Origin of the sequence: Streptacidiphilus monticola (assembly GCF_042658505.1) — a bacterium.
In the GTDB taxonomy this organism is placed as follows: Bacteria; Actinomycetota; Actinomycetes; order Streptomycetales; family Streptomycetaceae; genus Streptacidiphilus; species Streptacidiphilus monticola.
In genome coordinates, this window is the sequence record NZ_JBHSQJ010000019.1 from 57,985 (window position 1) to 79,067 (window position 21,083).

At 71.5% G+C, this 21,083-nt stretch carries 22 protein-coding genes, 3 tRNA genes and 1 pseudogene; 17 read left to right on the top strand and 9 right to left on the bottom strand.

The features are described from left to right. Nucleotides 1–6: 6 nt before the first annotated feature. Both ACFP3V_RS06015 and ACFP3V_RS06020 read right to left on the bottom strand, forming a co-directional pair. Nucleotides 7–429 (bottom strand): roadblock/LC7 domain-containing protein, encoded by a 423-nt coding sequence (locus ACFP3V_RS06015; protein WP_380580515.1) that lies wholly within the window; start codon nucleotides 427–429, stop codon nucleotides 7–9. A 3-nt stretch (nucleotides 430–432) separates the two neighbouring features. Further along, nucleotides 433–3,846: an ATP-binding protein gene (locus tag ACFP3V_RS06020; RefSeq protein ID WP_380580517.1), complete on the bottom strand. Its 3,414-nt coding sequence runs from the start codon at nucleotides 3,844–3,846 to the stop codon at nucleotides 433–435. A 751-nt stretch (nucleotides 3,847–4,597) separates the two neighbouring features. On the opposite strand from ACFP3V_RS06020, the gene ACFP3V_RS06025 reads away from it, so the two are divergent. The 5 genes from ACFP3V_RS06025 (at nucleotide 4,598) to ACFP3V_RS06045 (ending at nucleotide 6,621) form a co-directional block, all read left to right on the top strand. Continuing rightward, the gene (locus tag ACFP3V_RS06025; protein WP_380580519.1) at nucleotides 4,598–4,789 is read left to right on the top strand and encodes a hypothetical protein; all 192 of its coding nucleotides are present in this window, start codon (nucleotides 4,598–4,600) and stop codon (nucleotides 4,787–4,789) included. Between the two features lie 85 nt (nucleotides 4,790–4,874). Continuing rightward, nucleotides 4,875–5,657 (top strand): fumarylacetoacetate hydrolase family protein, encoded by a 783-nt coding sequence (locus ACFP3V_RS06030; RefSeq protein ID WP_380580521.1) that lies wholly within the window; start codon nucleotides 4,875–4,877, stop codon nucleotides 5,655–5,657. Further along, nucleotides 5,650–6,372, top strand: coding sequence for an HAD family hydrolase (locus ACFP3V_RS06035; RefSeq protein WP_380580523.1), 723 nt, complete (start codon nucleotides 5,650–5,652; stop codon nucleotides 6,370–6,372). The genes ACFP3V_RS06030 and ACFP3V_RS06035 overlap by 8 nt, the downstream gene beginning before the upstream one ends. Before the next feature lie 76 nt (nucleotides 6,373–6,448). Next, nucleotides 6,449–6,520, top strand: a tRNA-Gln gene (locus tag ACFP3V_RS06040). Nucleotides 6,521–6,548: 28 nt separating this feature from the next. Then, a tRNA-Glu gene (locus ACFP3V_RS06045) sits at nucleotides 6,549–6,621 on the top strand. Nucleotides 6,622–6,669: 48 nt separating this feature from the next. Here ACFP3V_RS06045 and ACFP3V_RS06050 read toward each other — a convergent pair. Beyond that, on the bottom strand, nucleotides 6,670–7,566 hold the full coding sequence (locus tag ACFP3V_RS06050) for a YceI family protein (protein ID WP_380580525.1): 897 nt from the start codon (nucleotides 7,564–7,566) through the stop codon (nucleotides 6,670–6,672). Between the two features lie 118 nt (nucleotides 7,567–7,684). On the opposite strand from ACFP3V_RS06050, the gene ACFP3V_RS06055 reads away from it, so the two are divergent. Further along, nucleotides 7,685–7,759: transfer RNA gene (locus ACFP3V_RS06055), tRNA-Gln, on the top strand. A gap of 93 nt (nucleotides 7,760–7,852) precedes the next feature. Here ACFP3V_RS06055 and ACFP3V_RS06060 read toward each other — a convergent pair. Next, the gene (locus ACFP3V_RS06060) at nucleotides 7,853–8,566 is read right to left on the bottom strand and encodes an IclR family transcriptional regulator (protein ID WP_042373758.1); all 714 of its coding nucleotides are present in this window, start codon (nucleotides 8,564–8,566) and stop codon (nucleotides 7,853–7,855) included. 156 nt (nucleotides 8,567–8,722) lie between these two features. Between ACFP3V_RS06060 and leuC the strand changes: the two genes are divergently transcribed. From leuC to ACFP3V_RS06080, 4 genes are all read left to right on the top strand, one after another. Then, nucleotides 8,723–10,144 carry a 3-isopropylmalate dehydratase large subunit gene (gene leuC / locus ACFP3V_RS06065; RefSeq protein WP_380580527.1) on the top strand — a complete coding sequence of 474 codons (1,422 nt, stop codon included), beginning with the start codon at nucleotides 8,723–8,725 and terminating at the stop codon, nucleotides 10,142–10,144. Between the two features lie 5 nt (nucleotides 10,145–10,149). Further along, nucleotides 10,150–10,746, top strand: coding sequence for a 3-isopropylmalate dehydratase small subunit (gene leuD, locus ACFP3V_RS06070; RefSeq protein WP_380580529.1), 597 nt, complete (start codon nucleotides 10,150–10,152; stop codon nucleotides 10,744–10,746). Nucleotides 10,747–10,936: 190 nt separating this feature from the next. Beyond that, nucleotides 10,937–11,206 (top strand): SCO5555 family protein, encoded by a 270-nt coding sequence (locus tag ACFP3V_RS06075; RefSeq protein ID WP_380580531.1) that lies wholly within the window; start codon nucleotides 10,937–10,939, stop codon nucleotides 11,204–11,206. Between the two features lie 125 nt (nucleotides 11,207–11,331). Next, nucleotides 11,332–12,057, top strand: coding sequence for an HU family DNA-binding protein (locus ACFP3V_RS06080; RefSeq protein WP_380580533.1), 726 nt, complete (start codon nucleotides 11,332–11,334; stop codon nucleotides 12,055–12,057). Nucleotides 12,058–12,142: 85 nt separating this feature from the next. Here ACFP3V_RS06080 and ACFP3V_RS06085 read toward each other — a convergent pair whose 3' ends face one another. Together ACFP3V_RS06085 and cofC are read right to left on the bottom strand one after the other, a co-directional pair. Continuing rightward, nucleotides 12,143–12,346, bottom strand: coding sequence for a hypothetical protein (locus tag ACFP3V_RS06085; RefSeq protein ID WP_380580535.1), 204 nt, complete (start codon nucleotides 12,344–12,346; stop codon nucleotides 12,143–12,145). Between the two features lie 194 nt (nucleotides 12,347–12,540). Then, on the bottom strand, nucleotides 12,541–13,164 hold the full coding sequence (gene cofC / locus ACFP3V_RS06090) for a 2-phospho-L-lactate guanylyltransferase (RefSeq protein WP_380580537.1): 624 nt from the start codon (nucleotides 13,162–13,164) through the stop codon (nucleotides 12,541–12,543). 105 nt (nucleotides 13,165–13,269) lie between these two features. On the opposite strand from cofC, the gene ACFP3V_RS06095 reads away from it, so the two are divergent. From ACFP3V_RS06095 to ACFP3V_RS06105, 3 genes are all read left to right on the top strand, one after another. Continuing rightward, the gene (locus tag ACFP3V_RS06095) at nucleotides 13,270–14,067 is read left to right on the top strand and encodes a lysophospholipid acyltransferase family protein (protein WP_380580539.1); all 798 of its coding nucleotides are present in this window, start codon (nucleotides 13,270–13,272) and stop codon (nucleotides 14,065–14,067) included. Beyond that, nucleotides 14,064–15,065, top strand: coding sequence for an NAD(P)H-dependent glycerol-3-phosphate dehydrogenase (locus ACFP3V_RS06100; protein WP_380580541.1), 1,002 nt, complete (start codon nucleotides 14,064–14,066; stop codon nucleotides 15,063–15,065). Before ACFP3V_RS06095 ends, ACFP3V_RS06100 begins: the two co-directional genes overlap by 4 nt. A gap of 67 nt (nucleotides 15,066–15,132) precedes the next feature. Continuing rightward, nucleotides 15,133–16,272 carry a D-alanine--D-alanine ligase family protein gene (locus ACFP3V_RS06105; protein ID WP_380580543.1) on the top strand — a complete coding sequence of 380 codons (1,140 nt, stop codon included), beginning with the start codon at nucleotides 15,133–15,135 and terminating at the stop codon, nucleotides 16,270–16,272. A gap of 124 nt (nucleotides 16,273–16,396) precedes the next feature. On the opposite strand, the gene ACFP3V_RS06110 is transcribed toward ACFP3V_RS06105, so the two are convergent. Both ACFP3V_RS06110 and ACFP3V_RS06115 read right to left on the bottom strand, forming a co-directional pair. Beyond that, the gene (locus ACFP3V_RS06110) at nucleotides 16,397–16,912 is read right to left on the bottom strand and encodes a DUF3515 domain-containing protein (RefSeq protein ID WP_380580545.1); all 516 of its coding nucleotides are present in this window, start codon (nucleotides 16,910–16,912) and stop codon (nucleotides 16,397–16,399) included. Nucleotides 16,913–16,958: 46 nt separating this feature from the next. Beyond that, nucleotides 16,959–17,192, bottom strand: a complete 234-nt coding sequence (locus ACFP3V_RS06115) for an Lrp/AsnC family transcriptional regulator (protein ID WP_380580547.1) — start codon at nucleotides 17,190–17,192, stop codon at nucleotides 16,959–16,961. Nucleotides 17,193–17,414: 222 nt separating this feature from the next. Here ACFP3V_RS06115 and ACFP3V_RS06120 point away from each other — a divergent pair, with 222 nt between their 5' ends. From ACFP3V_RS06120 to thiD, 3 genes are read left to right on the top strand one after another with little or no spacing between them, the layout of a single operon-like run. Beyond that, nucleotides 17,415–18,371: a thiamine-phosphate kinase gene (locus ACFP3V_RS06120; RefSeq protein WP_380580549.1), complete on the top strand. Its 957-nt coding sequence runs from the start codon at nucleotides 17,415–17,417 to the stop codon at nucleotides 18,369–18,371. Between the two features lie 54 nt (nucleotides 18,372–18,425). Further along, nucleotides 18,426–19,451, top strand: a complete 1,026-nt coding sequence (locus tag ACFP3V_RS06125) for an ATP-dependent 6-phosphofructokinase (protein ID WP_380580551.1) — start codon at nucleotides 18,426–18,428, stop codon at nucleotides 19,449–19,451. Nucleotides 19,452–19,475: 24 nt separating this feature from the next. Then, nucleotides 19,476–20,276 (top strand): bifunctional hydroxymethylpyrimidine kinase/phosphomethylpyrimidine kinase, encoded by an 801-nt coding sequence (thiD, locus tag ACFP3V_RS06130; protein WP_380580553.1) that lies wholly within the window; start codon nucleotides 19,476–19,478, stop codon nucleotides 20,274–20,276. Nucleotides 20,277–20,410: 134 nt separating this feature from the next. On the opposite strand, the gene rpmB is transcribed toward thiD, so the two are convergent. Next, complete coding sequence (gene rpmB / locus ACFP3V_RS06135; RefSeq protein ID WP_035846000.1) at nucleotides 20,411–20,596, bottom strand: 50S ribosomal protein L28; 186 nt, start codon at nucleotides 20,594–20,596, stop codon at nucleotides 20,411–20,413. A 275-nt stretch (nucleotides 20,597–20,871) separates the two neighbouring features. On the opposite strand from rpmB, the pseudogene ACFP3V_RS06140 reads away from it, so the two are divergent. Beyond that, a pseudogene (locus ACFP3V_RS06140) lies at nucleotides 20,872–21,083 on the top strand (DAK2 domain-containing protein); the annotation flags it as partial.

A 21,083-nucleotide genomic window follows, 5' to 3' on the forward strand; every position in this document is an offset into this window, starting at 1 on the left:
CCCGGCTCAGTGGAGCAGGCTGCCCTGCAGCTCGGCGCGCAGGGCCGGGGTCAGCACGTCCCCGGCCCGGTCGACGAGCAGGGCCATCTCGTAGCCGACGAGGCCGATGTCGCTGTCCGGCGAGGCCAGCACGGCCAGGCTGGAGCCGTCGGAGACCGCCATGATGAAGAGGAAGCCGCGCTCCATCTCGACCACGGTCTGGGTGACCTTGCCGCCCTCGAAGATCCGCGAGGCGCCCTGCGTGAGCGACGTCAACCCGGAGGCCACGGCCGCCAGTTGGTCGGCCCGGTCACGCGGGAAGCCCTCGGACATCGAGAGCAGCAGACCGTCGGCGGAGACCACCACGGTGTGGGACACCCCGGGCGTGCTGTTCACGAAGTTGGTGATCAACCAGTTGAGGTTCTGTGCCGCTTGGCTCATCTGGCTCATGCGTCAGCGCTCCTGGGGGTTGGTGCCGTGGTTCGGGTTCGTGCCGGCCTGGCGGCCCTGCTGGATGCCGCGGCGCAGGTTCGTCAGCCGGCCCCGCACCTCCTCCGGCGAGCGGGACACCTGGGGGCCGGGCACGGCGGTGACGTCGGCCTCGGCCTGACCGGGCACGAGGTTGGCCTGCGGCACGCGGCGCGGCAGACCGGAGGGCATGACGCCGCCGGCGCTGGGCTCGCGCACCTGCTCGGCACGGCGCCAGGTCTCGTCGTTGGCGTTGGTCCGCCACGGGGCGGCGTCCGGCTGGGCGCCCGCGGCGGTCGCCCCGGCGGGGGCGGAGCCGGCCGGGAAGCCCCCGGGCGCGGCCGACTGGGGCCCACCCTGCGGTTCTGCCTGCGGGGCTGACGCCTCGTCACGGCCGAAGACCTGCACGGCGCGCATGCGGTCCGCGCGGCCGGCCCGGAACCAGTTGGACTCCATCTGCTCGAAGATCGGCGAGCCGGAGGGCCCCCCGGTCTCGGGCCCGGGCAGAGCTGCGCGGGGGAGCGGGTCGGTCAGCGGGTCCGCGACGCGGGGGGCGGGGGGAGCCGGGGGCTCCTCCTCGAAGTGCGGGCGGGCGAACTGGCCGGTGTCCCCGGCGGAGTGCTGCGGCGCGTCCGCGCCACCCCAGCCCTGCGGCCCGGCGGGCCGCGGCGCACCGTTCCCGAACTGTCCGCCCTGCGGCTGGCCGCCGAAGGTGTCAGCGGGCCGCGGAGCGTCGAACTGGCCGGCGCCGGGCGCCTGGGGGAGCGCACCCTGCTGGCCGCCGAAGGTGTCGCCGCGCGGGGCGTCGGCCCCGAACTGACCGGCGGTGGGGGGCTGCTGGCCCTGGGCGGGGATGCCCTGGCCGAAGGTGTCGCCCGGACGCGGCGCGTCCGCGGCGAACTGACCGGCGGGGCCGCCCTGCGGGAGACCGGGCTGCTGGCCGCCGCGCTGGGGGAGCGCACCCGGCTGGCCGCCGAAGGTGTCGCCGGGGCGCGGGCCGTCGAACTGACCGGCGCCGGGAGTCTGCTGGCCGCCGCGCTGGGGCAGCGCGCCGGGCTGGCCGCCGAAGGTGTCGCCCGGACGCGGGCCGTCGAACTGACCGGTCCCGGGGCCGCCCTGCGGGAGGCCGGGCTGCTGGCCGCGCTGGGGGAGCGCGCCGGGCTGGCCGCCGAAGGTGTCGCCGGGGCGCGGGGCGTCGGCCCCGAACTGGGCTGCCGCTGCGGGCTGCTGGCCCTGGCCGGGGAGGCCCTTGCCGAAGGCCTCGCCCGGGCCCTGGGGGAGGCCGGGCTGCTGGCCGCGCTGGGGCAGCGCACCCGGCTGGCCGCCGAAGGTGTCGCCCGGACGCGGGCCGTCGAACTGACCGGTCCCGGGGCCCTGCTGACCGGGGAGGCCCGGGCGCGGACCGGCGCCCGGAGGCACCGCACCGGGGCGCGGAGCGCCCTGGCCCGCCGCCCGCTGCGGGCCGCCGGCCCGCCGCTCGGCGACGTTGGTGACGTCGACCGGGAGCATGACGAGCGCCGTCGTGCCGCCGGAGTCGCTCGGGCGGAGCTGGATCCGGATGCCGTGACGCAGCGACAGACGACCGACCACGAAGAGGCCCATGCGGCGGGACACCGAGACGTCCACCACCGGCGGGTTCGCGAGCCGCTCGTTGATCTCGGCCAGGTCGTCGGGCGACAGGCCGATGCCCGTGTCGTGGATCTCGATCAGCACGCGGCCGTCCGGCAGCGCGTGACCGGTGACCCGCACCCGGGTCTGCGGGCTGGAGAAGGAGGTCGCGTTCTCGAGCAGCTCGGCGAGCAGGTGCACGAGGTCGTTGACGACGCGGCCGGCGACGTCCGCCGTCGGCACCGAGGCCAGCTCGATGCGCTCGTACTGCTCCACCTCGGAGGCCGCGGCGCGGAGCACGTCGACCAGCGGGACCGGGCGGGTCCACCGGCGGCCCGGGTCCTCACCCGCGAGGACGAGGAGGTTCTCACCGTTACGGCGCATACGCGTCGCGAGGTGGTCGAGCTTGAACAGCTGGGCCAGCTGGTCCGGGTCCGCCTCGCGCGACTCCAGCTCGGAGATCATGGACAGCTGACGCTGGATCAGACCCTGCGAGCGGCGCGAGAGGTTGGTGAACATCGCGTTGATGTTGCCTCGCAGCAGGGCCTGCTCGGCGGCCAGGCGGACCGCCTGGCTGTGGACCTTGTCGAAGGCTCGCGCCACGTGGCCGATCTCGTCCGTGGTGTCGATGCCGATCGGGGTGATCGACACGTCCACGTCCTGCGGGTCCGACTCGGACAGCTTGCGGACCAGGTCCGGCAGGCGGTGGTCGGCGACGTCCTCGGCGGTGTCCTGCAGCTTGGCCAGGGTGCGCACCATCGAGCGGGCCACGATCGCGGCGCCGGCGACGGCGACGACGAGGACCAGGGCGATCACCGCGGCGTTGACGATGGCGTCCGTGCGGGCCTGCGAACTGAGCGACTCCACCTTCGTGTTGAGCTCGTTGACGAGGATGTTCTCGGACGACGCCATCAGCGTCATCTGGGACATCGACTCACCCGTGCTCCAGTCGGCCGCGGTGACGGCCGCGTTCGCCGCGCCCTGGTCGAGCCAGGCCTTCATGTCGCGCTGGGTCGCCTGGACGTTGTTGTTCTGCTGCCAGGAGCCGATGAGGAACGCCGACTTCTCGGCGCCGTAGAGGGCCTGGAACTCCGACTTGTTGCGCGCCACGGCTTCGTTCGCGGCCTTGGCGTAGTCGACGTCCGAGGGGACGAACTTGTTCGCCTTGCCCTGCAACAGCGAGGCGCTGATGACGGCGCGGACGATCGAGTAGTTCTCCTTCCACTGCGCGAAGGCCTGCAGCGCGCGAGTGGACTGGATGAGCTCCTGGTTGGCCGAGGCCAGGGCGAGGTCGCCGGAGAGCTGGAGCAGCGGCTGGATCAGCGAGTCGTAGGCGGCCACGGACCGCTGGATGGATCCGTCCTCGGAGGTCGCGAAGGCGTTCAGCCGGACGCGGACGAGGAGGTCCAGCGAGCTGTTGATGTTGCGGACGTCGACACCGCGGCCCGGCAGCTGGGTCAGGTCCAGCTGCTGGGTGGCGTAGCTGAACTTCAGCTTCTTCTTGATGGTGTCGTTCTGCGCGTTCTGCACGGCCTGGGTCTGGCTGTCGCCGTTCCGCACGTTGGCGGCCATGGTGTCGCGCTCGGTCTCGAGGGCGTCCGCCAGCGCGGTGGCCGCGTAGGCGAGGTCACCCAGCTTCGACACCTTGCTCAGGTCCTGCTGCGACTGCAGCGAGGTCTGGATGCGCAGACCACCGAGCACCAGGGCGGCGACCACGGGGAGCAGCAGCAGCGCGATCAGCCTGGTGCGGATGCGCCAGTTGCTGAGGGCGTAGCGGCGCAGCCCGCTCACCCGCGCCGGGGCGACACGGCCTATTCGGCCCTTGGACTCCTCGGCCGTCTGCGGGCGCGGCGAAGCCTGCGGCCCGGTTCGCGGACCGGAGTCGGAGGAGGGGGGAGTCGTCGTCGGCGACGGCTGCTGGTGGCCGGCTGGTCCGCGGTCCGCCGGGTTGTCCGCGCCGCCACCCCTCTTGATACGTCCCTGCACTAGCGTCGCAACCTCTGGACCAGGCGCCCTTGCCGCCAGCAAGGCGGTCCGGACGGAGTCGAGTTCTCGGGTGGGCAGTGGACCCCCTGTCGGGATCCTGTGGAAGTGCCCTTTCGCCGCCGTGGAGTGGGCCCCGGCGCTGGCAGTAGCGCTGTGGAGGGGTGGCCTCCCGTCGGTCCGTGGCATTCCAGCACAGTGCTGGTACTCCAACAAGGGGCGACTCTCCGTAGCGGAGACCGCTACCAATTGCGCAACGCGCGTCACGGTGGGTGCACATTCGCGGGGGAGATTATTCGCATTTCGGACAGCGAACGTTGCAGCGAGCGTCTGTGGCGGTGACAGAGGGCCAGGATTTTGTCCGAAATGATGCGTAATGTCCGCAGGCGGTATCCGGCCACAATGTCGTAACTGTCCATTCCAGCCTGCGAAAAAGTGACCAAAATCACAGGCATTCGGCTAGTGCGGAGGCTGCTCCGTGTGGAATGAGATGCTGGATACGCAACTGAACGCAGCGCTGGGAAGACAGCCGCTGCCCCCGCGATGTGAGGTAGTCCGCGTGACGTACAAGACGACGATGAGCTTCCGCCCGACGGCCAACCCGCGCCGGACCGTGCTCGCGTCCCTGCCGGAGAACCCGGGCCCCGCGCTCCGCGAGTCCGCGACCACCCAGGCCCCGCTGCCCCGGCAGACGGCCAACCCGCGCCGCACCAACCTGATGGTCGCCCCGGAGATCAAGCCGGCCGACTGAGCCGCTCGCCGCGCGGCTGCGCGGCGCCTCGGAGCCCCCGCCCGCCGCGGGGGCTCCGCCGCGTTCCGGGCCCTAGGCTGAGGCCATGCGTATTGCGAGGTTTTCCAGCGAGGGTTCCGTCTCCTTCGGCGTCGTCGAGGGCGACCCGGCGCAGCCGGAGACGCTGACGGTGCAGGTGCTGGCCGGCCACCCGTTCGGCGACATCCAGGTCACCGGTCAGGTGCTGCCGCTGGCGGACGTCCGGCTGCTCCCGCCGATGCTGCCCAGCAAGATCGTCGCGGTGGGCCGCAACTACGCCGCGCACGCGGCCGAGATGGGCAACGAGGTCCCCGAGGTGCCGCTCACCTTCTTCAAGCCCTCCACCTCCGTCGTCGGCCCCACCGAGAACATCGCCTATCCGCCCTTCTCCCAGGACGTGCAGCCCGAGGCCGAACTCGCCGTCGTCATCGGCCGGATGTGCCGCGAGGTCCCCCACGCCCGGGTGCCCGAGGTGGTCTTCGGCTACACCTGCGCCAACGACGTCACCGCGCGGGACGTGCAGCAGCGCGAGGGGCAGTGGGCCAGGGCCAAGGGCTTCGACACCTCCTGCCCGCTGGGCCCGTGGATCGAGACCGACCTCGATCCGTCCGACCTCGCCGTCACCTGCACGGTCAACGGCGAACTGCGCCAGGCGGGCCGCACCTCGCAGATGGTCCGCTCGGTGGCCGACCTCGTCGTCCACATCTCCGAGGCGATGACCCTGCTCCCCGGCGACGTCATCCTCACCGGGACCCCCGCGGGCGTGGCCCCGGTCCAGATCGGCGACGAGATCTCCGTCACCGTCGAGGGCATCGGGACCCTGACCAACCGCGTGGTCAAGCGTGGCTGAGCCGATACGCGCGGTCGTCTGGGACATCGACGACACGATCTTCGACTACAGCGGCGCCGAGCGGGCCGGCATCCTCGGCCATCTGGAAGAGCTGGGCCTGCTCGGCGAGTTCGACTCGCCGGACCACGCGCTCGCGCTGTGGTGCCAGGACATGGAGAGCGCGTACGCGCGCTTCCTGGCGGGCGAGCTGGACCTGTGGGAGCAGCGCCGTGTCCGCGTCCGCGCCTTCCTCGGCCGGCTCGGCCTCCAGACGGACGACCCGGCGGCCTGGTTCCGCGGCTACCTCGACCACTACGAGCGGTCCTGGCGCGTCTTCCCCGACGTCCTGCCCGCCCTCGCCGGGCTGACCGGGTACCGGCACGGCCTGCTCTCCAACTCCTCGCTGCTGGTGCAGCGGCACAAGACGGCGAAGCTCGGCCTGGCGGAGCACTTCTCCTTCCTGCTCTGCTCGGAGGAGCTGGGCGTCGCCAAGCCGGCTCCCGAGGCGTTCCTCGCCGCGTGTACGGCACTCGACCTGCCGCCCCGTCAAGTCGCCTATGTGGGGGACAAGCTGGAGACCGACGCGCTCGGAGCGAGCGCCGCGGGCCTGCGCGGCATCTGGCTGGACCGCTCCGGAGCGGGCACGTCCGCGCAGGTGGAGCGGATCACGACGCTGGCCGAACTGCCGGAGTTGCTCCGCGTAACCGATTTTGGAGCGGTGCCCACCATCGGGTAGTGTTCCTCTTGTTGCGCCGCCCGGAAGGGACGGGGGAGAGCCGAAAGGCCCGAACCAAGATCGACCAGGTAGCCAATGGGGTATGGTGTAATTGGCAGCACGACTGATTCTGGTTCAGTTAGTCTAGGTTCGAGTCCTGGTACCCCAGCGCGAGTTTCCTCGCGAGACTCAGTTTCGCCCCCGTTGTGTAGCGGCCTAGCACGCTGCCCTCTCAAGGCAGTAGCGCCGGTTCGAATCCGGTCGGGGGTACCGAGAGAAAATGAGGCCCCCGATCGGGGGCCTTTTCTTTTTCTCCGGCTACTCCTCCAGAACCGCCTGGATATCGAGCTCGATCTCGATCGTGGTGCCCACGATGGCGATTCCGCGGTCGAACATCTCCCGCCAGTTGAGCGTGAAGTCCTCGCGGTGCAGCTCCGCCGAGGCGACGGCCGCGGTGCGCACGCCGCCGAACTGGTCCGGCCCGGTGCCCAGGTAGCGCGTGTCCAGGGACACGGAGCGGGTCACGGCGTGCAGGGTCAGCCCGCCCTGGACGGTCCAGCGGCTGCCGCTGCGGTGCGAGAAGCGGCTGCTGGTGAACTCGATCCGGGGGAAGCGCTCGACGTCGAAGAAGTCCGCGGAGCGCAGATGCGCGTCCCGCATCCGGTTGTTGGTGTCCAGGCTCGCGGCGTGGACGACGACCTGGAGAGCGGAGTTGTCCATGGGGTCGGCCACGTAGACGTGGCCCTCGAACTCGTTGAAGCGGCCATGGATCCGGGACAGCGCGAGATGCCGCGCGGTGAACCGGACCGTGGAGTGCTCCGGGTCGATCCGCCAGCGGCCTACCGGCGGCAGGGCCGAGTTCTCGGTCCGCTCGAGCGCCACCGGGCCGACGCCGGTGTGCTCGCCGGCCTCGACGAGCACGGTCTCACGGTGCGTCAGATAGCCGTCGGCGCCTGCGGAGAGGCGGTACTCGCCGGGGGAGAGGGAGACCACGTAGGTCCCGTACGGATCGGTCTCGCCCTGGGCGACCTGGCGGCCCATGGCGTCGGTCAGCGTGACGCCGGCGCCGGGGAGCGGTTGCCCGTTCTCGCTCCGGAGTTGGCAGCTGAGCAGACCCCCGCCCCAGGACAGGGTGGGGAAGACGGCACTCAGCTCCAGCGCCCCGGTGGAGGCGCGGCGGGCGGAGCGCCTGCGTCGCAGAAGATCATTCAGCATGGCCATATGGTTGCAGATGTCCGGACAGCGCTTCGCACACCTATCGGTGTGCGCGAAAGGGGCCCCGGATCCGCTACGATTGCTGCCGCACCGACGCCGCGAACTGCGGTGATCGCCTTGGGGTATGGTGTAATTGGCAGCACGACTGATTCTGGTTCAGTTAGTCTAGGTTCGAGTCCTGGTACCCCAGCCAGAAGCCCCGCAAGGGGCTTTTTTGCATTTGGCCGAAGGCCAATAGGGGCGCGGGGAACTGCGCGAGCAACCCACCACTCGGGNCGCTGTCGGGCTAGGCCCGACGGAGCGCCTCCGTGAGGCGGGCGGCGGCTTCGACGATGGCCTGGGCGTGGAGACGCCCCGGGTGGCGGGTGAGGCGCTCGATGGGGCCGGAGACGGACACCGCGGCGACGACGCGGTTGGACGGGCCGCGCACCGGGGCGGAGACCGACGCGACGCCGGGCTCGCGCTCGCCGATGGACTGGGCCCAGCCTCGCCGGCGGACACCGGACAGCGCGGTGGCCGTGAACCTCGCGCCCTGCAGGCCGCGGTGGAGCCGCTCCGGCTCCTCCCAGGCCAGCAGCACCTGGGCCGCCGAGCCGGCCTTCATCGGCAGCGTGCTGCCCACCGGCACGGTGTCCCGCAGGCCGGAGAGACGTTCCGCCGCGGCGACGCAGATGCGCAAGTCGCCCTGGCGGCGGTAGAGCTGGGCGCTCTCGCCGGTCACGTCGCGCAGGTGCGTGAGCACCGGGCCGGCCGTCGCCAGCAGGCGGTCCTCGCCTGCCGCGGCGGCGAGTTCGGAGAGTCGGGGGCCGAGGATGAAGCGGCCCTGCATGTCGCGTGTCACAAGCCGGTGGTGCTCGAGCGCGACCGCCAGGCGGTGCGCTGTGGGACGAGCGAGCCCGGTCGCGGAAACCAGTCCGGCCAGGGTCGCGGGGCCCGCCTCCAGCGCGCTCAGCACCAGTGCAGCCTTGTCGAGAACGCCGACGCCACTAGAGTTGTCCATGGCCTGATATTGCAGTCTCAGATGACGAGACGCAAGTTCAATCTTCTGCGATCTGCGCCACCCTTGGTCGGACAGCCCCCAGAAGACCACGAGTCCCAGGGGTTGTCTCACCGAACGAGAGCAGGACCGGCGGCGGCGTCGGTCGAAGGGATAGCGATGGGACGCACACTCGCGGAGAAGGTCTGGGACGACCATGTCGTTCGGCGCGCCGAGGGCGAGCCGGACCTCCTCTTCATCGACCTGCACCTGCTGCACGAGGTGACCAGCCCGCAGGCCTTCGACGGGCTGCGCCTGGCCGGCCGCAAGGTCCGCCGGACCGATCTCACGATCGCGACCGAGGACCACAACACCCCGACGCTGGACATCGACAAGCCCATCGCCGACCCGGTCTCCCGGGTGCAGCTGGAGACGCTGCGCAAGAACTGCGCCGAGTTCGGCGTCCGGCTGCACTCGCTGGGCGACGTCGAGCAGGGCGTCGTGCACGTCGTCGGCCCGCAGCTGGGTCTGACCCAGCCGGGCACCACCGTCGTCTGCGGCGACTCGCACACCTCGACCCACGGCGCCTTCGGCGCGCTGGCGTTCGGCATCGGCACCAGCCAGGTCGAGCACGTGCTGGCCACCCAGACGCTGCCGATGGCCCCGTTCAAGACGATGGCCATCACCGTCGAGGGCGAACTGCCCGAGGGCGTCACCGCCAAGGACCTGATCCTGGCCGTCATCGCCAAGATCGGTACCGGCGGCGGTCAGGGCTACGTCCTGGAGTACCGCGGCTCGGCCATCCGCAGCCTCTCCATGGAGGCGCGGATGACCATCTGCAACATGTCGATCGAGGCCGGCGCCCGGGCCGGCATGATCGCGCCGGACGAGACCACCTTCGCCTACCTGAAGGGCCGCGACCACGCGCCCAAGGGCGAGGACTGGGACGCCGCCGTCGCGTACTGGAAGACCCTGACCACCGACGAGGACGCGGTCTTCGACGCCGAGGTCTTCATCGACGCCAACGAGCTGACGCCGTTCGTCACCTGGGGCACCAACCCCGGCCAGGGCGCGCCGCTGGGCGCCAACGTGCCGAACCCGGAGGACTTCGCGGACCCGCAGGAGCGCATCGCGGCCGAGAACGCCCTGGCGTACATGGGCCTTGAGGCCGGCACCCCGCTGCGCGAGGTGAAGGTCGACGCCGTCTTCGTCGGCTCCTGCACCAACGGCCGGATCGAGGACCTGCGGGACGCCGCCGCCGTCCTGGACGGCCGTCAGATCGCCGACGGCGTGCGGATGCTGGTGGTTCCGGGCTCCGTCCGGGTCGCCCTGCAGGCGGTCGAGGAGGGCCTGGACAAGGTCTTCACCGCCGCCGGCGCCGAGTGGCGCCACGCCGGCTGCTCGATGTGCCTGGGCATGAACCCGGACCAGCTGGCCCCGGGCGAGCGCTGCGCCTCGACCTCCAACCGCAACTTCGAAGGCCGCCAGGGCAAGGGCGGCCGCACGCACCTGGTCTCCCCCCAGGTCGCCGCCGCCACCGCCGTGCTGGGCCACCTGGCCTCCCCGGCCGACCTGTCCGACCGCGTCTCCGTGGAGGTCTGAGAGTCATGGAGAAGTTCACCACCCACACCGGCCGGGCCGTCCCGCTGCGCCGCAGCAACGTCGACACCGACCAGATCATCCCGGCGCACTGGCTCAAGAAGGTGACCCGCACCGGCTTCGAGGACGGGCTCTTCGAGGCGTGGCGCAAGGACGAGTCCTTCGTGCTCAACCGCCCGGAGCGTCAAGGGGCTACGGTCCTGATCGCCGGTCCGGAGTTCGGCACCGGCTCCTCCCGCGAGCACGCCGTCTGGGCGCTGCAGAACTACGGGTTCAAGGCCGTCATCTCCTCGCGCTTCGCGGACATCTTCCGCGGCAACAGCCTCAAGAACGGCCTGCTGACGGTGATTCTGCCGCAGGAGACCGTAGAGCGGCTGTGGGCGCTGACCGAGGCGGACCCCACCGCCGAGGTGACCGTGGACCTGGAGGCCCGCGAGGTCCGCGCCGAGGGTGTCACGGCACCCTTCGAGCTGGACGAGAACGTGCGTTGGCGGCTGCTGAACGGTCTCGACGACATCAGCATCACCCTGCAGCAGGAGGCGGACATCGCCGCCTACGAGGCGCGGCGGCCGAGCTTCAAGCCCCGGACGCAGCCGGTCGGCTGACGCTGCGCCAGAAGATTTCCGGCCAGTCCGACGCAGTCCCCGCACCCCCCGTTTTCAGCCGTTTGGCCTGGAAGCGGGGGGTGCTTGGCTTGATCTCGGTGACGGTGTGTAAGGTCGCTCCGGCACTCGCGCGGAGCCGACTCGCCCCGCACAAGGCGGCACAACTCCCGTCTGATGGCACAATCTCCGCATGAGTCCGACACTCCGGCCACCCCGCGGTGACGATCCGGGAGAGCCCGAGGAGGACGAGCTGTACGCGCTCGTCGCCTTGCGGCTCAAGGAAGCGCACGCCCGCGTGCGCGCTCTGGACGTGTCGGAAGCTGAGAGGGCTTCGCTGACCCGCTCGTTGCTCATCGTGACGGAGGCGGCGAAGCGTGATCTCCCAGAAGCCGCACGGAGGTTGGCCCGTTTCGTGGACGACTTGGACCGGGGCGCGCATCGCCCGCCACCGACTCCCTGAAAGCCGAATCCATTGCGACACAAGGGTGATGCGCCCGTTTGGTTATTGAAATGGCGTATATACATGCCTAACGTGCGAATTGCCCAGAATGAATCATCCGGGCATCGGTTTCCGAAGGGGAAGACGTGAACAAGGCGCAGCTTGTTGAAGCGGTGGCCGAGCAGCTGGGTGGCCGCAAGGCCGCCGCAGACGCAGTGGATGCTGTGCTCGACACCATCGTTCGTGCGGTCCACGCGGGTGACCGCGTTTCCGTGACCGGGTTCGGCACCTTCGAGAAGGTGGACCGTGCCGCCCGCTTCGCGCGCAACCCGCAGACGGGTGAGCGCGTGAAGGTCAAGAAGACCGCCGTGCCCCGCTTCCGTCCGGGGCAGGGCTTCAAGGACCTCATCGCGGGCACCAAGAAGCTCCCGAAGACGGGCATCTCGGTGAAGAAGGCCCCCAAGGGCTCGCTCACCCCGGGCAAGAGCGGTGTCGCCGCGACGCCTGCCGCGAAGAAGGCGGCGGCGAAGAAGACCACTGCCAAGAAGACCACGGCCACGGTGAAGAAGGCCGCCGCCAAGAAGACCACGGCGACGGCTGCCAAGAAGACCACCGCGGCCAAGACCACGGCGGCGAAGAAGACCACCGCCACGGCGAAGAAGGCGGCTCCGGCCAAGAAGACCGCCGCCAAGAAGACCACGGCGGCGGTCAAGGCCCCTGCCAAGAAGACGGTCACCGCCTCCGCCACCCGCCCGGCGGCGAAGAAGACCACCGCGACGGCGGCCAAGAAGACCACCGCGGCGAAGAAGACCACCGCCGCGGCCAAGAAGACCACCGCGAAGAAGACGACGGCGCGCCGCACGGCCCGCTGACGCCCCCGCCCCACTCGAACGGGCCGGATCCCCCGGGGATCCGGCCCGTCGGCGTTTCCGGCGCTTCCGTGTTCCTGTGGTCTCGTCAGAAGGTCTGCAGCGTCACGAGGGTGATGCGCAGGGCGCTGCCGCTGCCCTCGGTCTCGATGCGCACCCGCTGACCCGGACGGAGCAGCCGCAGCCCACCGGCGTCGAAGGCCTCGGCGTCGAAGGGGACGGGGGTCCCGTCGTCCAGCAGCACCTGGCCGCTGCGCGTCTCGGAGTCGTACGTGAACGCTGTCGCCTGCATGCGCCGAGCCTATCCGCCCCCGTTTCGGCAGGACACGTCCCGTGAGGGGCGCGAGACCCTCGCCACACGCCAGCCACGCACCCCCCTAGGGGCGCGAGGAACTGCGCGAGGCACCCACCACTCGAAGAGGTTCGTCCCGCACTTGGGGTCGGACCTCCCCGAGTGGTGGGTGCCTCGCGCAGTTCCTCGCGCCCCTAACGGGGCATGGCAAGGGAACGGCAGCGCAGAAGCTCTGCCGTCCGGGGCCCGAGGCCGAGGGACGTGGCCGCGGTGAGGTCCTCGGGGGTGTCCACGTCGAGGCGGACGGTGGCGGCTGCGAGCGTCAACTCGCTTGCCCCGGAAGCACGGTGAGCGATTCTGGACGGGCCGCCGAAGCGGGGGGCGAGGGGCACGTCCGGCGCCGCCGCGAGGAGCGTCGTGCCGACCCCGTGGGCGTCCGCCAGAAAGGACCGGCCCGCGCCGCGCGCGGCGCCCAGCACCTCCGTCAACTCCCGTTCCCGCAGGGCGGGAAGGTCCGCCGACAGGGCCGCGCGCCAGCCATGGGCCTGTTCCGCGCCGAAGGCCAGCGCAGCGTTCAGGCCCCCGCCGGGCGCGTCGGGCACGACCTCCGCGCCCAGCGCGGCCAGCGCCGCCCCGGCCGCGGCGTCGTCGCACACGACGAGCACCCGGTGGACCTCGGGGGAGCCCAGCGCCGCGGCGACCGTGTCGAGGGCGAAGGCCAGGGCCAGCCGTTCCCGCAGCGGACCGACCGCGGCCAGCCGCGACTTGCCCACCGCCGGCGGCTTCAGCGGCACGATCAGAGTGAATCCCGTGCTCATCGCCGCAATTCTGCCTCCCGCGCGGGGGTGCCTCGACAGCCAGATCACGCAGGGGCGACACTTGTCCGGTCAGCAAATCCGGTGATCAGGCGAGGAGGAGTGCTCGTGCCCGGCACCAGCACCAGGGCGGCACGGCGGAACTACGGCTTCTGGTACCGCCTGGCGGCGGTCATCGCGAAGCCCCCGCTGTTCGCCCTCACCAAGAGGGACTGGGGCGGCTGGGAGCACTTCCCGGAGACCGGCGGTTTCATCTCCGCCGTCAACCACAACTCCTACCTGGACCCGCTCGTCTACGGCCACTACGCCTACGACTCCGGCCGCCCCGCCCGCTTCCTCGCCAAGGCCGGGATCTACAACACGCCGGTCGTGAAGACGATCCTCAAGGGCGCCAAGCAGATCCCCGTCTACCGCGGCAGCGCCGACGCCGCGCAGGCGTTCCGGGCCGCCATCGACGCCGTCAACAGCGGCGAGAACGTGGCCATCTACATCGAGGGCACGCTCACCCGCGACCCCGGCCTGTGGCCGATGAGCGGGAAGACCGGCGCCGCCCGCATCGCGCTGATGACCGGCTGCCCGGTCATCCCGGTGGCCCAGTGGGGCGCCCACGAGATCATGCCGACCTACGCCAAGGGCGGGAAGGGCCACCGCCGCTTCCGTCCCTTCCCCCGAAAGACCGTCAAGGTCCTTGCGGGGCCGCCGGTCGACCTGTCCCGCTGGGAGGGCAAGGAGTTGACGGCGACGGTGCTGCGCGAGGCCACCGACGCGATCCTCGACGACATCACGAAGCTGCTGGAGCAGTTGCGCGGTGAGCCGGCCCCGGCCGAGCGCTACGACATGGCCCGGGCGCGCGCCGCCAAGGCCGCCGCCGCGAAGGCCGAGACGGAGCCGGAGGCCGCAGAGTGAGCACCCGCTGCGCCGTGTTCAGCGCCGGCTCCTGGGGCACCGCGTTCGGGATGATCCTCGCCGACGCCGGCTGCGAGGTGACCCTGTGGGGCCGCCGCCAGGAGCTCGTCGACGGCATCAACCGCGACCACGTCAACGCCGACTACTTCCCGGACGTCGAACTCCCCGCCGGGGTCAGCGCCACGACCGACCCCGCGAAGGCCGCCGAGGGCGCGGAGTTCGTCGTCCTCTCGGTGCCCTCGCAGACGCTCCGCGCCAGCCTGCGCGCGTGGGCCCCGCTGTTCGCCAAGGACAGCGTGCTGGTGAGCCTGATGAAGGGCGTGGAACTGGGCACGGCCAAGCTCATGAGCGAGGTCATCGGCGAGGTCGCCGAGGCCGCGCCGGAGCGCATCGCCGTGGTCTCCGGCCCCAACCTGGCCGGCGAGATCGTGCGGCGGCAGCCCGCGGCCGCGGTGGTCGCCAGCGCGGACGAGGACGTGGCCCGCCGGCTCCAGGCCGCCTGCCACACCGGCTACTTCCGCCCCTACACCAACACCGACGTCGTCGGCTGCGAGCTGGGCGGCGCGGTGAAGAACGTCATCGGCCTCGCGGTGGGCATCGTCGACGGCATGGGCTTCGGCGACAACACCAAGGCCGCGCTGATCACCCGGGGACTCGCGGAGACCACCCGGCTCGGGCTGGCGATGGGCGCGGACCCGCACACCTTCGCCGGACTCGCGGGCATGGGCGACCTGGTCGCCACCTGCTCCTCGCCGCTGTCCCGCAACCACACGTTCGGCATGAACCTCGGCCGGGGCATGTCCCTCGCGGAGACGGTGGCCGCGACGAAGCAGACCGCGGAGGGCGTCAAGTCCTGTGAGTCGGTGCTGGATCTGGCGGGCCGTCACGGCGTCGAGATGCCCATCACCCGGACGGTCTTCGAGGTCGTGCACGAGGGCAAGCCGCTGGGCGTCGCGGTCAAGGAGCTGATGGGCCGCTCGGCCAAGCCCGAACGCTGAGCACGCGCCCCGTGCGGCGGCGCCAATACGGCGTCCGTTCGAAGGTGCGGGTAGTCTCCATCGGGATATGAGCACTCAGCCTTCCTCTTCCAGTTCCCGCAAGCCGCGTGTGGCCGTGGTCTTCGGCGGTCGCAGCTCCGAGCACCCGATCTCCGTCGTCACGGCCGGAAGCGTCCTCCGCGCCCTGGACCGCGAGAAGTACGAGGTGCTGCCCATCGGCATCACCACCGACGGCCGTTGGGCCCTGACGGCTGACGAGCCGTCACGCATGGCCATCACCGACGGCCGGCTGCCGGCCGTCGAGGAGATCGCCGAGAGCAGCGAGGGCCAGGTGGCTCTGCCGGTCAGCCCGGTCTCCCGGGACGTCGTGCTCTCCGAGCCGGGCAGCGTGCCCAAGGCGCTCGGCGAGGTGGACGTCGTGCTGCCGCTGCTGCACGGCCCCTGGGGCGAGGACGGCACGCTGCAGGGCATGCTCGAACTGTCCGGCGTGCCCTACGTGGGTTCCGGCGTGCTGTCGAGCGCGGTCGGGATGGACAAGGAGTACACCAAGCGGGTGCTCGAGTCCTTCGGCCTGCCCGTCGGCCCCTACACGGTGGTCCGCCCGCGCGAGTGGGCCACGGAGGAGGGCCGCGCGGCGGCACGGGCCCGGATCGCGGAGCTGGGCTACCCGGTTTTCGTGAAGCCGACCCGGGCGGGTTCGAGCATCGGCATCACCAAGGTGAAGGACCCGGCCGACCTCGACCGCGCCATCGCCGAGGCGCAGCGGCACGACCCGAAGGTCATCGTCGAGAAGGGCCTGACGGGGCGTGAACTGGAATGCGGCGTCCTGGAGTTCGAGGACGGACCGCGGGCCAGCCTGCCGGCCGAGGTGCTGGTGTCGGAGGAGTTCGACTTCTACGACTTCGAAGCCAAGTACATCGACAGCAACGAGGTGCGCATCCCGGCCGAGCTGACCGAGGACGAGACGCGGCGTCTGCGGGAGGTGGCGGTGGAGGTCTTCGAGGCGCTGTCGTGCGAGGGACTGGCCCGGGTGGACGTCTTCCTGCTGGAAGACGGCGGCTACGTGGTGAACGAGATCAACACCATGCCCGGCTTCACGCCCATCTCCGCGTTCCCGCGTATGTGGGAGGCCACGGGGGTCTCCTACCCGGAGCTGGTCAGCCGCCTCATCGACACCGCCCTCCACCGCTCCACCGGCCTCCGGTAGGGCACCCGGAGGCGGGCGGAGGGAACTGCGCGAGCAACCCACCACCCGGGGAGGTCCGGCCCGCAGATCGGGTCGGCCCCCGAGAGTGGGTTGCTCGCGTTGTTCCCCCCGCGCCTCTGCGGGGCTAACTGCACTCGAAACGGTGTTCCGGGTCCTGAGGGTCGTTCCTGCCGACCGGCGCGGCGAGCGCGGCCAGCGGGGACTCCTTGTACGTCGAGGGGACCGTCACCTCCACGTACGTGTGCTGCTTCACCGTGGTCAGCACCATCCCGCCGCCCTTCTGCGGGACCGCCACCCAGCAGACGCCGTTGACCTCCATGCCCTGCGACTTCTGCCCCGTGGGGTCGTACTCCGGGGAAGCGGGGTTCACGACGCCCGGCTGCGGCACCCCGCAGCGCAGCGTGATCGCCGGGTCCCCCCAGGCCGCGACCGTGGCCGCGTCGGGCGTCGTGGGGCGGCGCTTCAGGCCGTTGAGCGTTCCCGGCAGCGCGGCCTTCACGGCCGCGCACTGCCGGGCGGCGACCCCGCTCACGCTCGGGGCCGGGACGGACACGCTGTCACTGCCGCACGCGGCCAGCGACAGGGCGCAGCCCAGGACCGCGGGCAGGGCGAAGCGTCGCGCGGCGGAAGAGGTGCTCACACCCCGCGATGCTAGGCCAGGCCGCCGTGCGGGCCCGCAGGGGGCCCTACAGATGGACCACCGGGCAGGTCAGGGTGCGGGTGATCCCGTCCACCTTCTGCACCTGGGCGACGACCATGCGTCCCAGGTCGTCCACGGTGTCCGCCTCGGCACGGACGATCACGTCATAGGGGCCGGTGACGTCCTCCGCCGTCAGTACGCCGGGAATCGAGGAGATGATCTCGGCGACCGCGGTCGCCTTGCCGACCTCTGTCTGGATCAGGATGTATGCGTGTACCACGGTGGACCTCCTGGCGGCTCGGTGCGGAGATCGAGATACCCATGAACCGGCGAACATGAACAAGCAATCACCGGCAGGGGGATCGCCACGGTAGCGCGCCTCCGTCTCCGGCCGGGAGACCTGCGCGTGACTTGCAGGGCGTACGCTGCGCGCGACAGGTTGACGCACGGACGCACACGGCGGTCACGAGAGGCGCACGGAAGGCGCGGGGAAGGTAGCGGCATGGCAGGCAACGTCGGCGAACTCGGCGAGTTCGGACTGATCCGCGAGTTGACGTCGCGTCTGCCGCGGACCGCGGCCGTGGAGGTCGGGCCCGGGGACGTCGCCGCCGTCGTGGCGGCCCCGGACGGGCGGGTCGTCGCCACCACGGACGTGCTGATCGAGGGCCGCCACTTCCGCCGCGACTGGTCCACCGCCTACGACGTGGGCCGCAAGGCCGCCGCGCAGAACCTCGCCGACGTCGCGGCCATGGGCGCGGTGCCCACCGCGCTGCTGCTCGGCCTGGTCACCCCCGCCGAACTGCCGGCCACCTGGGCGCTGGAGCTGATGGACGGCCTGCGGGACGAGTGCGCCGTGGCGGGCGCCGCCGTCGTCGGCGGGGACGTCGTGCGCGGGGACACCGTCATGGTCTCCATCACTGCGCTCGGTGACCTGCAGGGGCGGCGGCCGGTGGTCCGCTCCGGGGCGCGCCCCGGGGACAAGATCGCGGTGACCGGCTGGCTGGGCTGGTCGGCCGCCGGACTCGCCGTGCTGGCGCGCGGGTTCCGCTCGCCGCGGGCCTTCGTCGAGGCGCACCGGCGTCCCGAGCCCCCGTACCAGGCCGGCCCGGCCGCCGCCCAGTTGGGCGCCACATCGATGATCGACATCAGCGACGGCCTGGTCGCGGACCTGGGCCATGTCGCCGCCGCCAGCAAGGTCCATCTGGACCTGCGCGCCGCCGACTTCGACGTCCCCGCGCAGATGGCGGACATCGGGCAGGCGGTCGGGGTCGACCCCATCGTCTGGGTGCTCTCCGGCGGGGAGGACCACGCGCTGGTGGCGACCTTCCCCAAGGAGGTCCAACTTCCGTCCCGCTGGCGGGTGGTGGGCGAGGTCCTGCGGCCCGCCGAGGGCGGCCGGGTGACCGTCGACGGTGCGCCCTGGGAGCGCACGGCGGGCTGGGACCACTTCGGAAGTTGACGCACCGTCGGAAGAGTTCGCAGCTCAGCGGGGATTGTGCATAGGCTTGGCCCCATGCGACTCGGCGTGCTGACCAGTGGCGGAGACTGCCCAGGGCTCAACGCGGTGATCCGCTCGGTGGTGCACCGGGCGATCACCGACCACGCGGACGAGGTCGTCGGCGTCGAGGACGGCTTCCTCGGCCTGATCGAGAACCGCACCCGCACGCTGACGCTGGACGACGTCCACGGCATCCTCACCCGAGGCGGCACCATCCTGGGCTCCGCCCGGGTCGCCCGCGACCGGATGCGCGAGGCCGTCTCCCGCGCCAAGGAACTGGCCGACGAGGTCGGCATCGACGCCCTCGTCGCCATCGGCGGCGAGGGGACGCTCACCGCGGCCCGGATGTTCTCCGACGCCGGCCTGCCGGTGGTCGCCGTCCCCAAGACCATCGACAACGACATCGACGCCACGGACGTGACCTTCGGCCACGACACCGCGGTGCACGTCGCCACCGAGGCCATCGACCGGCTGAAGACGACGGCCGAGTCGCACCAGCGGGTGATGGTCGTCGAGTTGATGGGCCGTCACACCGGCTGGATCGCGCTCAACGCCGGGATGGCGGGAGGCGCCCACGGCATCCTGATCCCGGAGCGGCCGTTCGACATCGAGACCGTCTGCTGCATGATCGAGGAGCGCTTCGCCCGCGGCAAGAAGTTCGCCATCGTCGCGGTCGCGGAGGGTGCCCGGCCCGCCCCGGGCACGATGAAGTTCGAGCACGGCGGCACCGACCTGTACGGGCACCAGACCTTCGGCGGCATCGGCAACCGGCTCTCGGCGGAGATCGAGCGCTGGATCGGCAAGGAGTCGCGTCCGGTCATCCTCGGCCACACCCAGCGCGGCGGCAGCCCCACCGCCCAGGACCGGGTGCTGGCCACCCGCTTCGGCTGGCACGCGGTCGAGGCCGCCCACGAGGGCGCGTTCGGCCACATGACCGCGCTGCGCTCCGGCAGGATCGTGCCGGTGCCGATCGCGGACGCGGTGGCCCGGCTGAAGACGGTCCCCGAGAGCCGCTGGATCGAGGCCGAGGCCGTGCTGTGACCGGGCACTGAGTAGGTTGGGGGCATGCCTACCGCAGCTCCCGCACGCGTCCTGACCATCGCCGGCTCCGACTCCGGAGGCGGCGCGGGCATCCAGGCGGACCTCAAGACCATGCTGGCGCTGGGCGTCCACGGCATGAGCGTCGTCGCGGGCGTCACCGCGCAGAACTCGCTCGGCGTCCAGGGCTACTGGGAGCTGCCGGTCGAGGCGGTCCGGGCGCAGTACCGCAGCGTGGTGGACGACATCGGCGTGCAGGCGGTGAAGACCGGGATGCTGGCCTCGCCCGAACTGGTCTCCCTGGTCGCCTCGCTGCTCGCGGACGTGGACGCGCCCGTGGTGGTCGACCCGGTCGGCGTCTCCAAGCACGGCGACGCGCTGCTGGCCCCCTCGGCGGTCTCGGTGCTCCGCGACGAACTGCTGCCCCGGGCCACGGTGGTGACGCCCAATCTGCACGAGGTGGCCCAGCTGACCGGCCTTGAGGTGGCCGGGGAGTCCGACATGCCCGAGGCTGCGCGGGCGGTCCAGGACCTCGGCGCCCAGTGGGCACTGATCAAGGGCGGCCACCTGGAGGGCGAGGCGGCTGACCTGCTCCGCGGCCCGGACGGAAGCGAACACTGGTTCCGCGCGGAGCGGTACGACAACCGGCACACCCACGGGACGGGCTGCACGCTGGCTTCGGCGGTCGCGTCCCATCTGGCCCTCGGACTGTCCGTCCCGGACGCGGTGGCGGCCTCGAAGACCTACATCACGGGCGCGATCGCGGCGGGGTTCCCGCTGGGCGACGGCATCGGCCCCGTGGACCACGGCTGGCGCTTCCGCGGCTAGAGCCCACAGGGGCGCGGGGCCTCCCACCCGAAGGGTGGGGGATCCCCGCGCCCCTGGGCAGGTGCGCAAAAAGGTCCGAGGGCGGGCTCACCTGGTGGTGAACCCGCCCTCGGACGGAGGCGTTCAGGGCCGCGTCAGCGCGACACCTTGCCGGCCTTGATGCACGAGGTGCAGACGTTGAGCCGCTTCGGCGTACGCCCGATCACAGCGCGGACCGTCTGGATGTTGGGGTTCCAACGGCGACGGGTCCGACGGTGCGAGTGGGAGATGTTGTTGCCGAAGCCCGGCCCCTTGCCGCAGACGTCGCAGTTGGCAGCCACGGAGTCACTCCAAAGACTTCAGATGCACTAACAGTTCCTACCCCCGCCGTCACAACGGGCTGGACGTCTGCCGTCCGGCACTGGTGTCGAGGGGTGGCCTGGAGGACTCCAGGCAACCGGAGCAGCATACAGGCTGACTCCGCTCACCACGAAACTACCATGACCCGTCCCCCATCCCCGCATCCGCCTGGATCGACGCAGCTCGCGGGGCCGGTAGCCTGGCAGCGCCGTGACGCCCGCCGCCCCAGCGCAGTCCGCAGTCAAGGAGAGATCCGGTGCCCGACGCCTTCGACGCAGTCGCCGTGCGCAGCTGGTGCCGCCTCGCACTGGCCGCTCTCGGGCAGGCGCGCGAGGAGATCGACGCGCTCAACGTGTACCCGGTCCCGGACGGGGACACCGGCACCAACCTCTACCTCACGGTCGAGTCCGCCGCCCAGGCGGTCGCCGCCGAGCCGGCCGCCGCGGATGCCGGGGGGGCTCTCCGCGC

What these genes read in the sequence shown, in the direction of transcription:
- ACFP3V_RS06015 (WP_380580515.1), bottom strand. Translation starts at nt 429, where the DNA reads ATGAGCCAGATGAGCCAAGCGGCACAGAACCTCAACTGGTTGATCACC.
- ACFP3V_RS06030 (WP_380580521.1), top strand. Translation starts at nt 4,875, where the DNA reads ATGCGTATTGCGAGGTTTTCCAGCGAGGGTTCCGTCTCCTTCGGCGTC.
- ACFP3V_RS06050 (WP_380580525.1), bottom strand. Translation starts at nt 7,566, where the DNA reads ATGCTGAATGATCTTCTGCGACGCAGGCGCTCCGCCCGCCGCGCCTCC.
- ACFP3V_RS06060 (WP_042373758.1), bottom strand. Translation starts at nt 8,566, where the DNA reads ATGGACAACTCTAGTGGCGTCGGCGTTCTCGACAAGGCTGCACTGGTG.
- leuC (WP_380580527.1), top strand. Translation starts at nt 8,723, where the DNA reads ATGGGACGCACACTCGCGGAGAAGGTCTGGGACGACCATGTCGTTCGG.
- leuD (WP_380580529.1), top strand. Translation starts at nt 10,150, where the DNA reads ATGGAGAAGTTCACCACCCACACCGGCCGGGCCGTCCCGCTGCGCCGC.
- ACFP3V_RS06075 (WP_380580531.1), top strand. Translation starts at nt 10,937, where the DNA reads ATGAGTCCGACACTCCGGCCACCCCGCGGTGACGATCCGGGAGAGCCC.
- ACFP3V_RS06085 (WP_380580535.1), bottom strand. Translation starts at nt 12,346, where the DNA reads ATGCAGGCGACAGCGTTCACGTACGACTCCGAGACGCGCAGCGGCCAG.
- cofC (WP_380580537.1), bottom strand. Translation starts at nt 13,164, where the DNA reads ATGAGCACGGGATTCACTCTGATCGTGCCGCTGAAGCCGCCGGCGGTG.
- ACFP3V_RS06105 (WP_380580543.1), top strand. Translation starts at nt 15,133, where the DNA reads ATGAGCACTCAGCCTTCCTCTTCCAGTTCCCGCAAGCCGCGTGTGGCC.
- ACFP3V_RS06120 (WP_380580549.1), top strand. Translation starts at nt 17,415, where the DNA reads ATGGCAGGCAACGTCGGCGAACTCGGCGAGTTCGGACTGATCCGCGAG.
- ACFP3V_RS06125 (WP_380580551.1), top strand. Translation starts at nt 18,426, where the DNA reads ATGCGACTCGGCGTGCTGACCAGTGGCGGAGACTGCCCAGGGCTCAAC.
- thiD (WP_380580553.1), top strand. Translation starts at nt 19,476, where the DNA reads ATGCCTACCGCAGCTCCCGCACGCGTCCTGACCATCGCCGGCTCCGAC.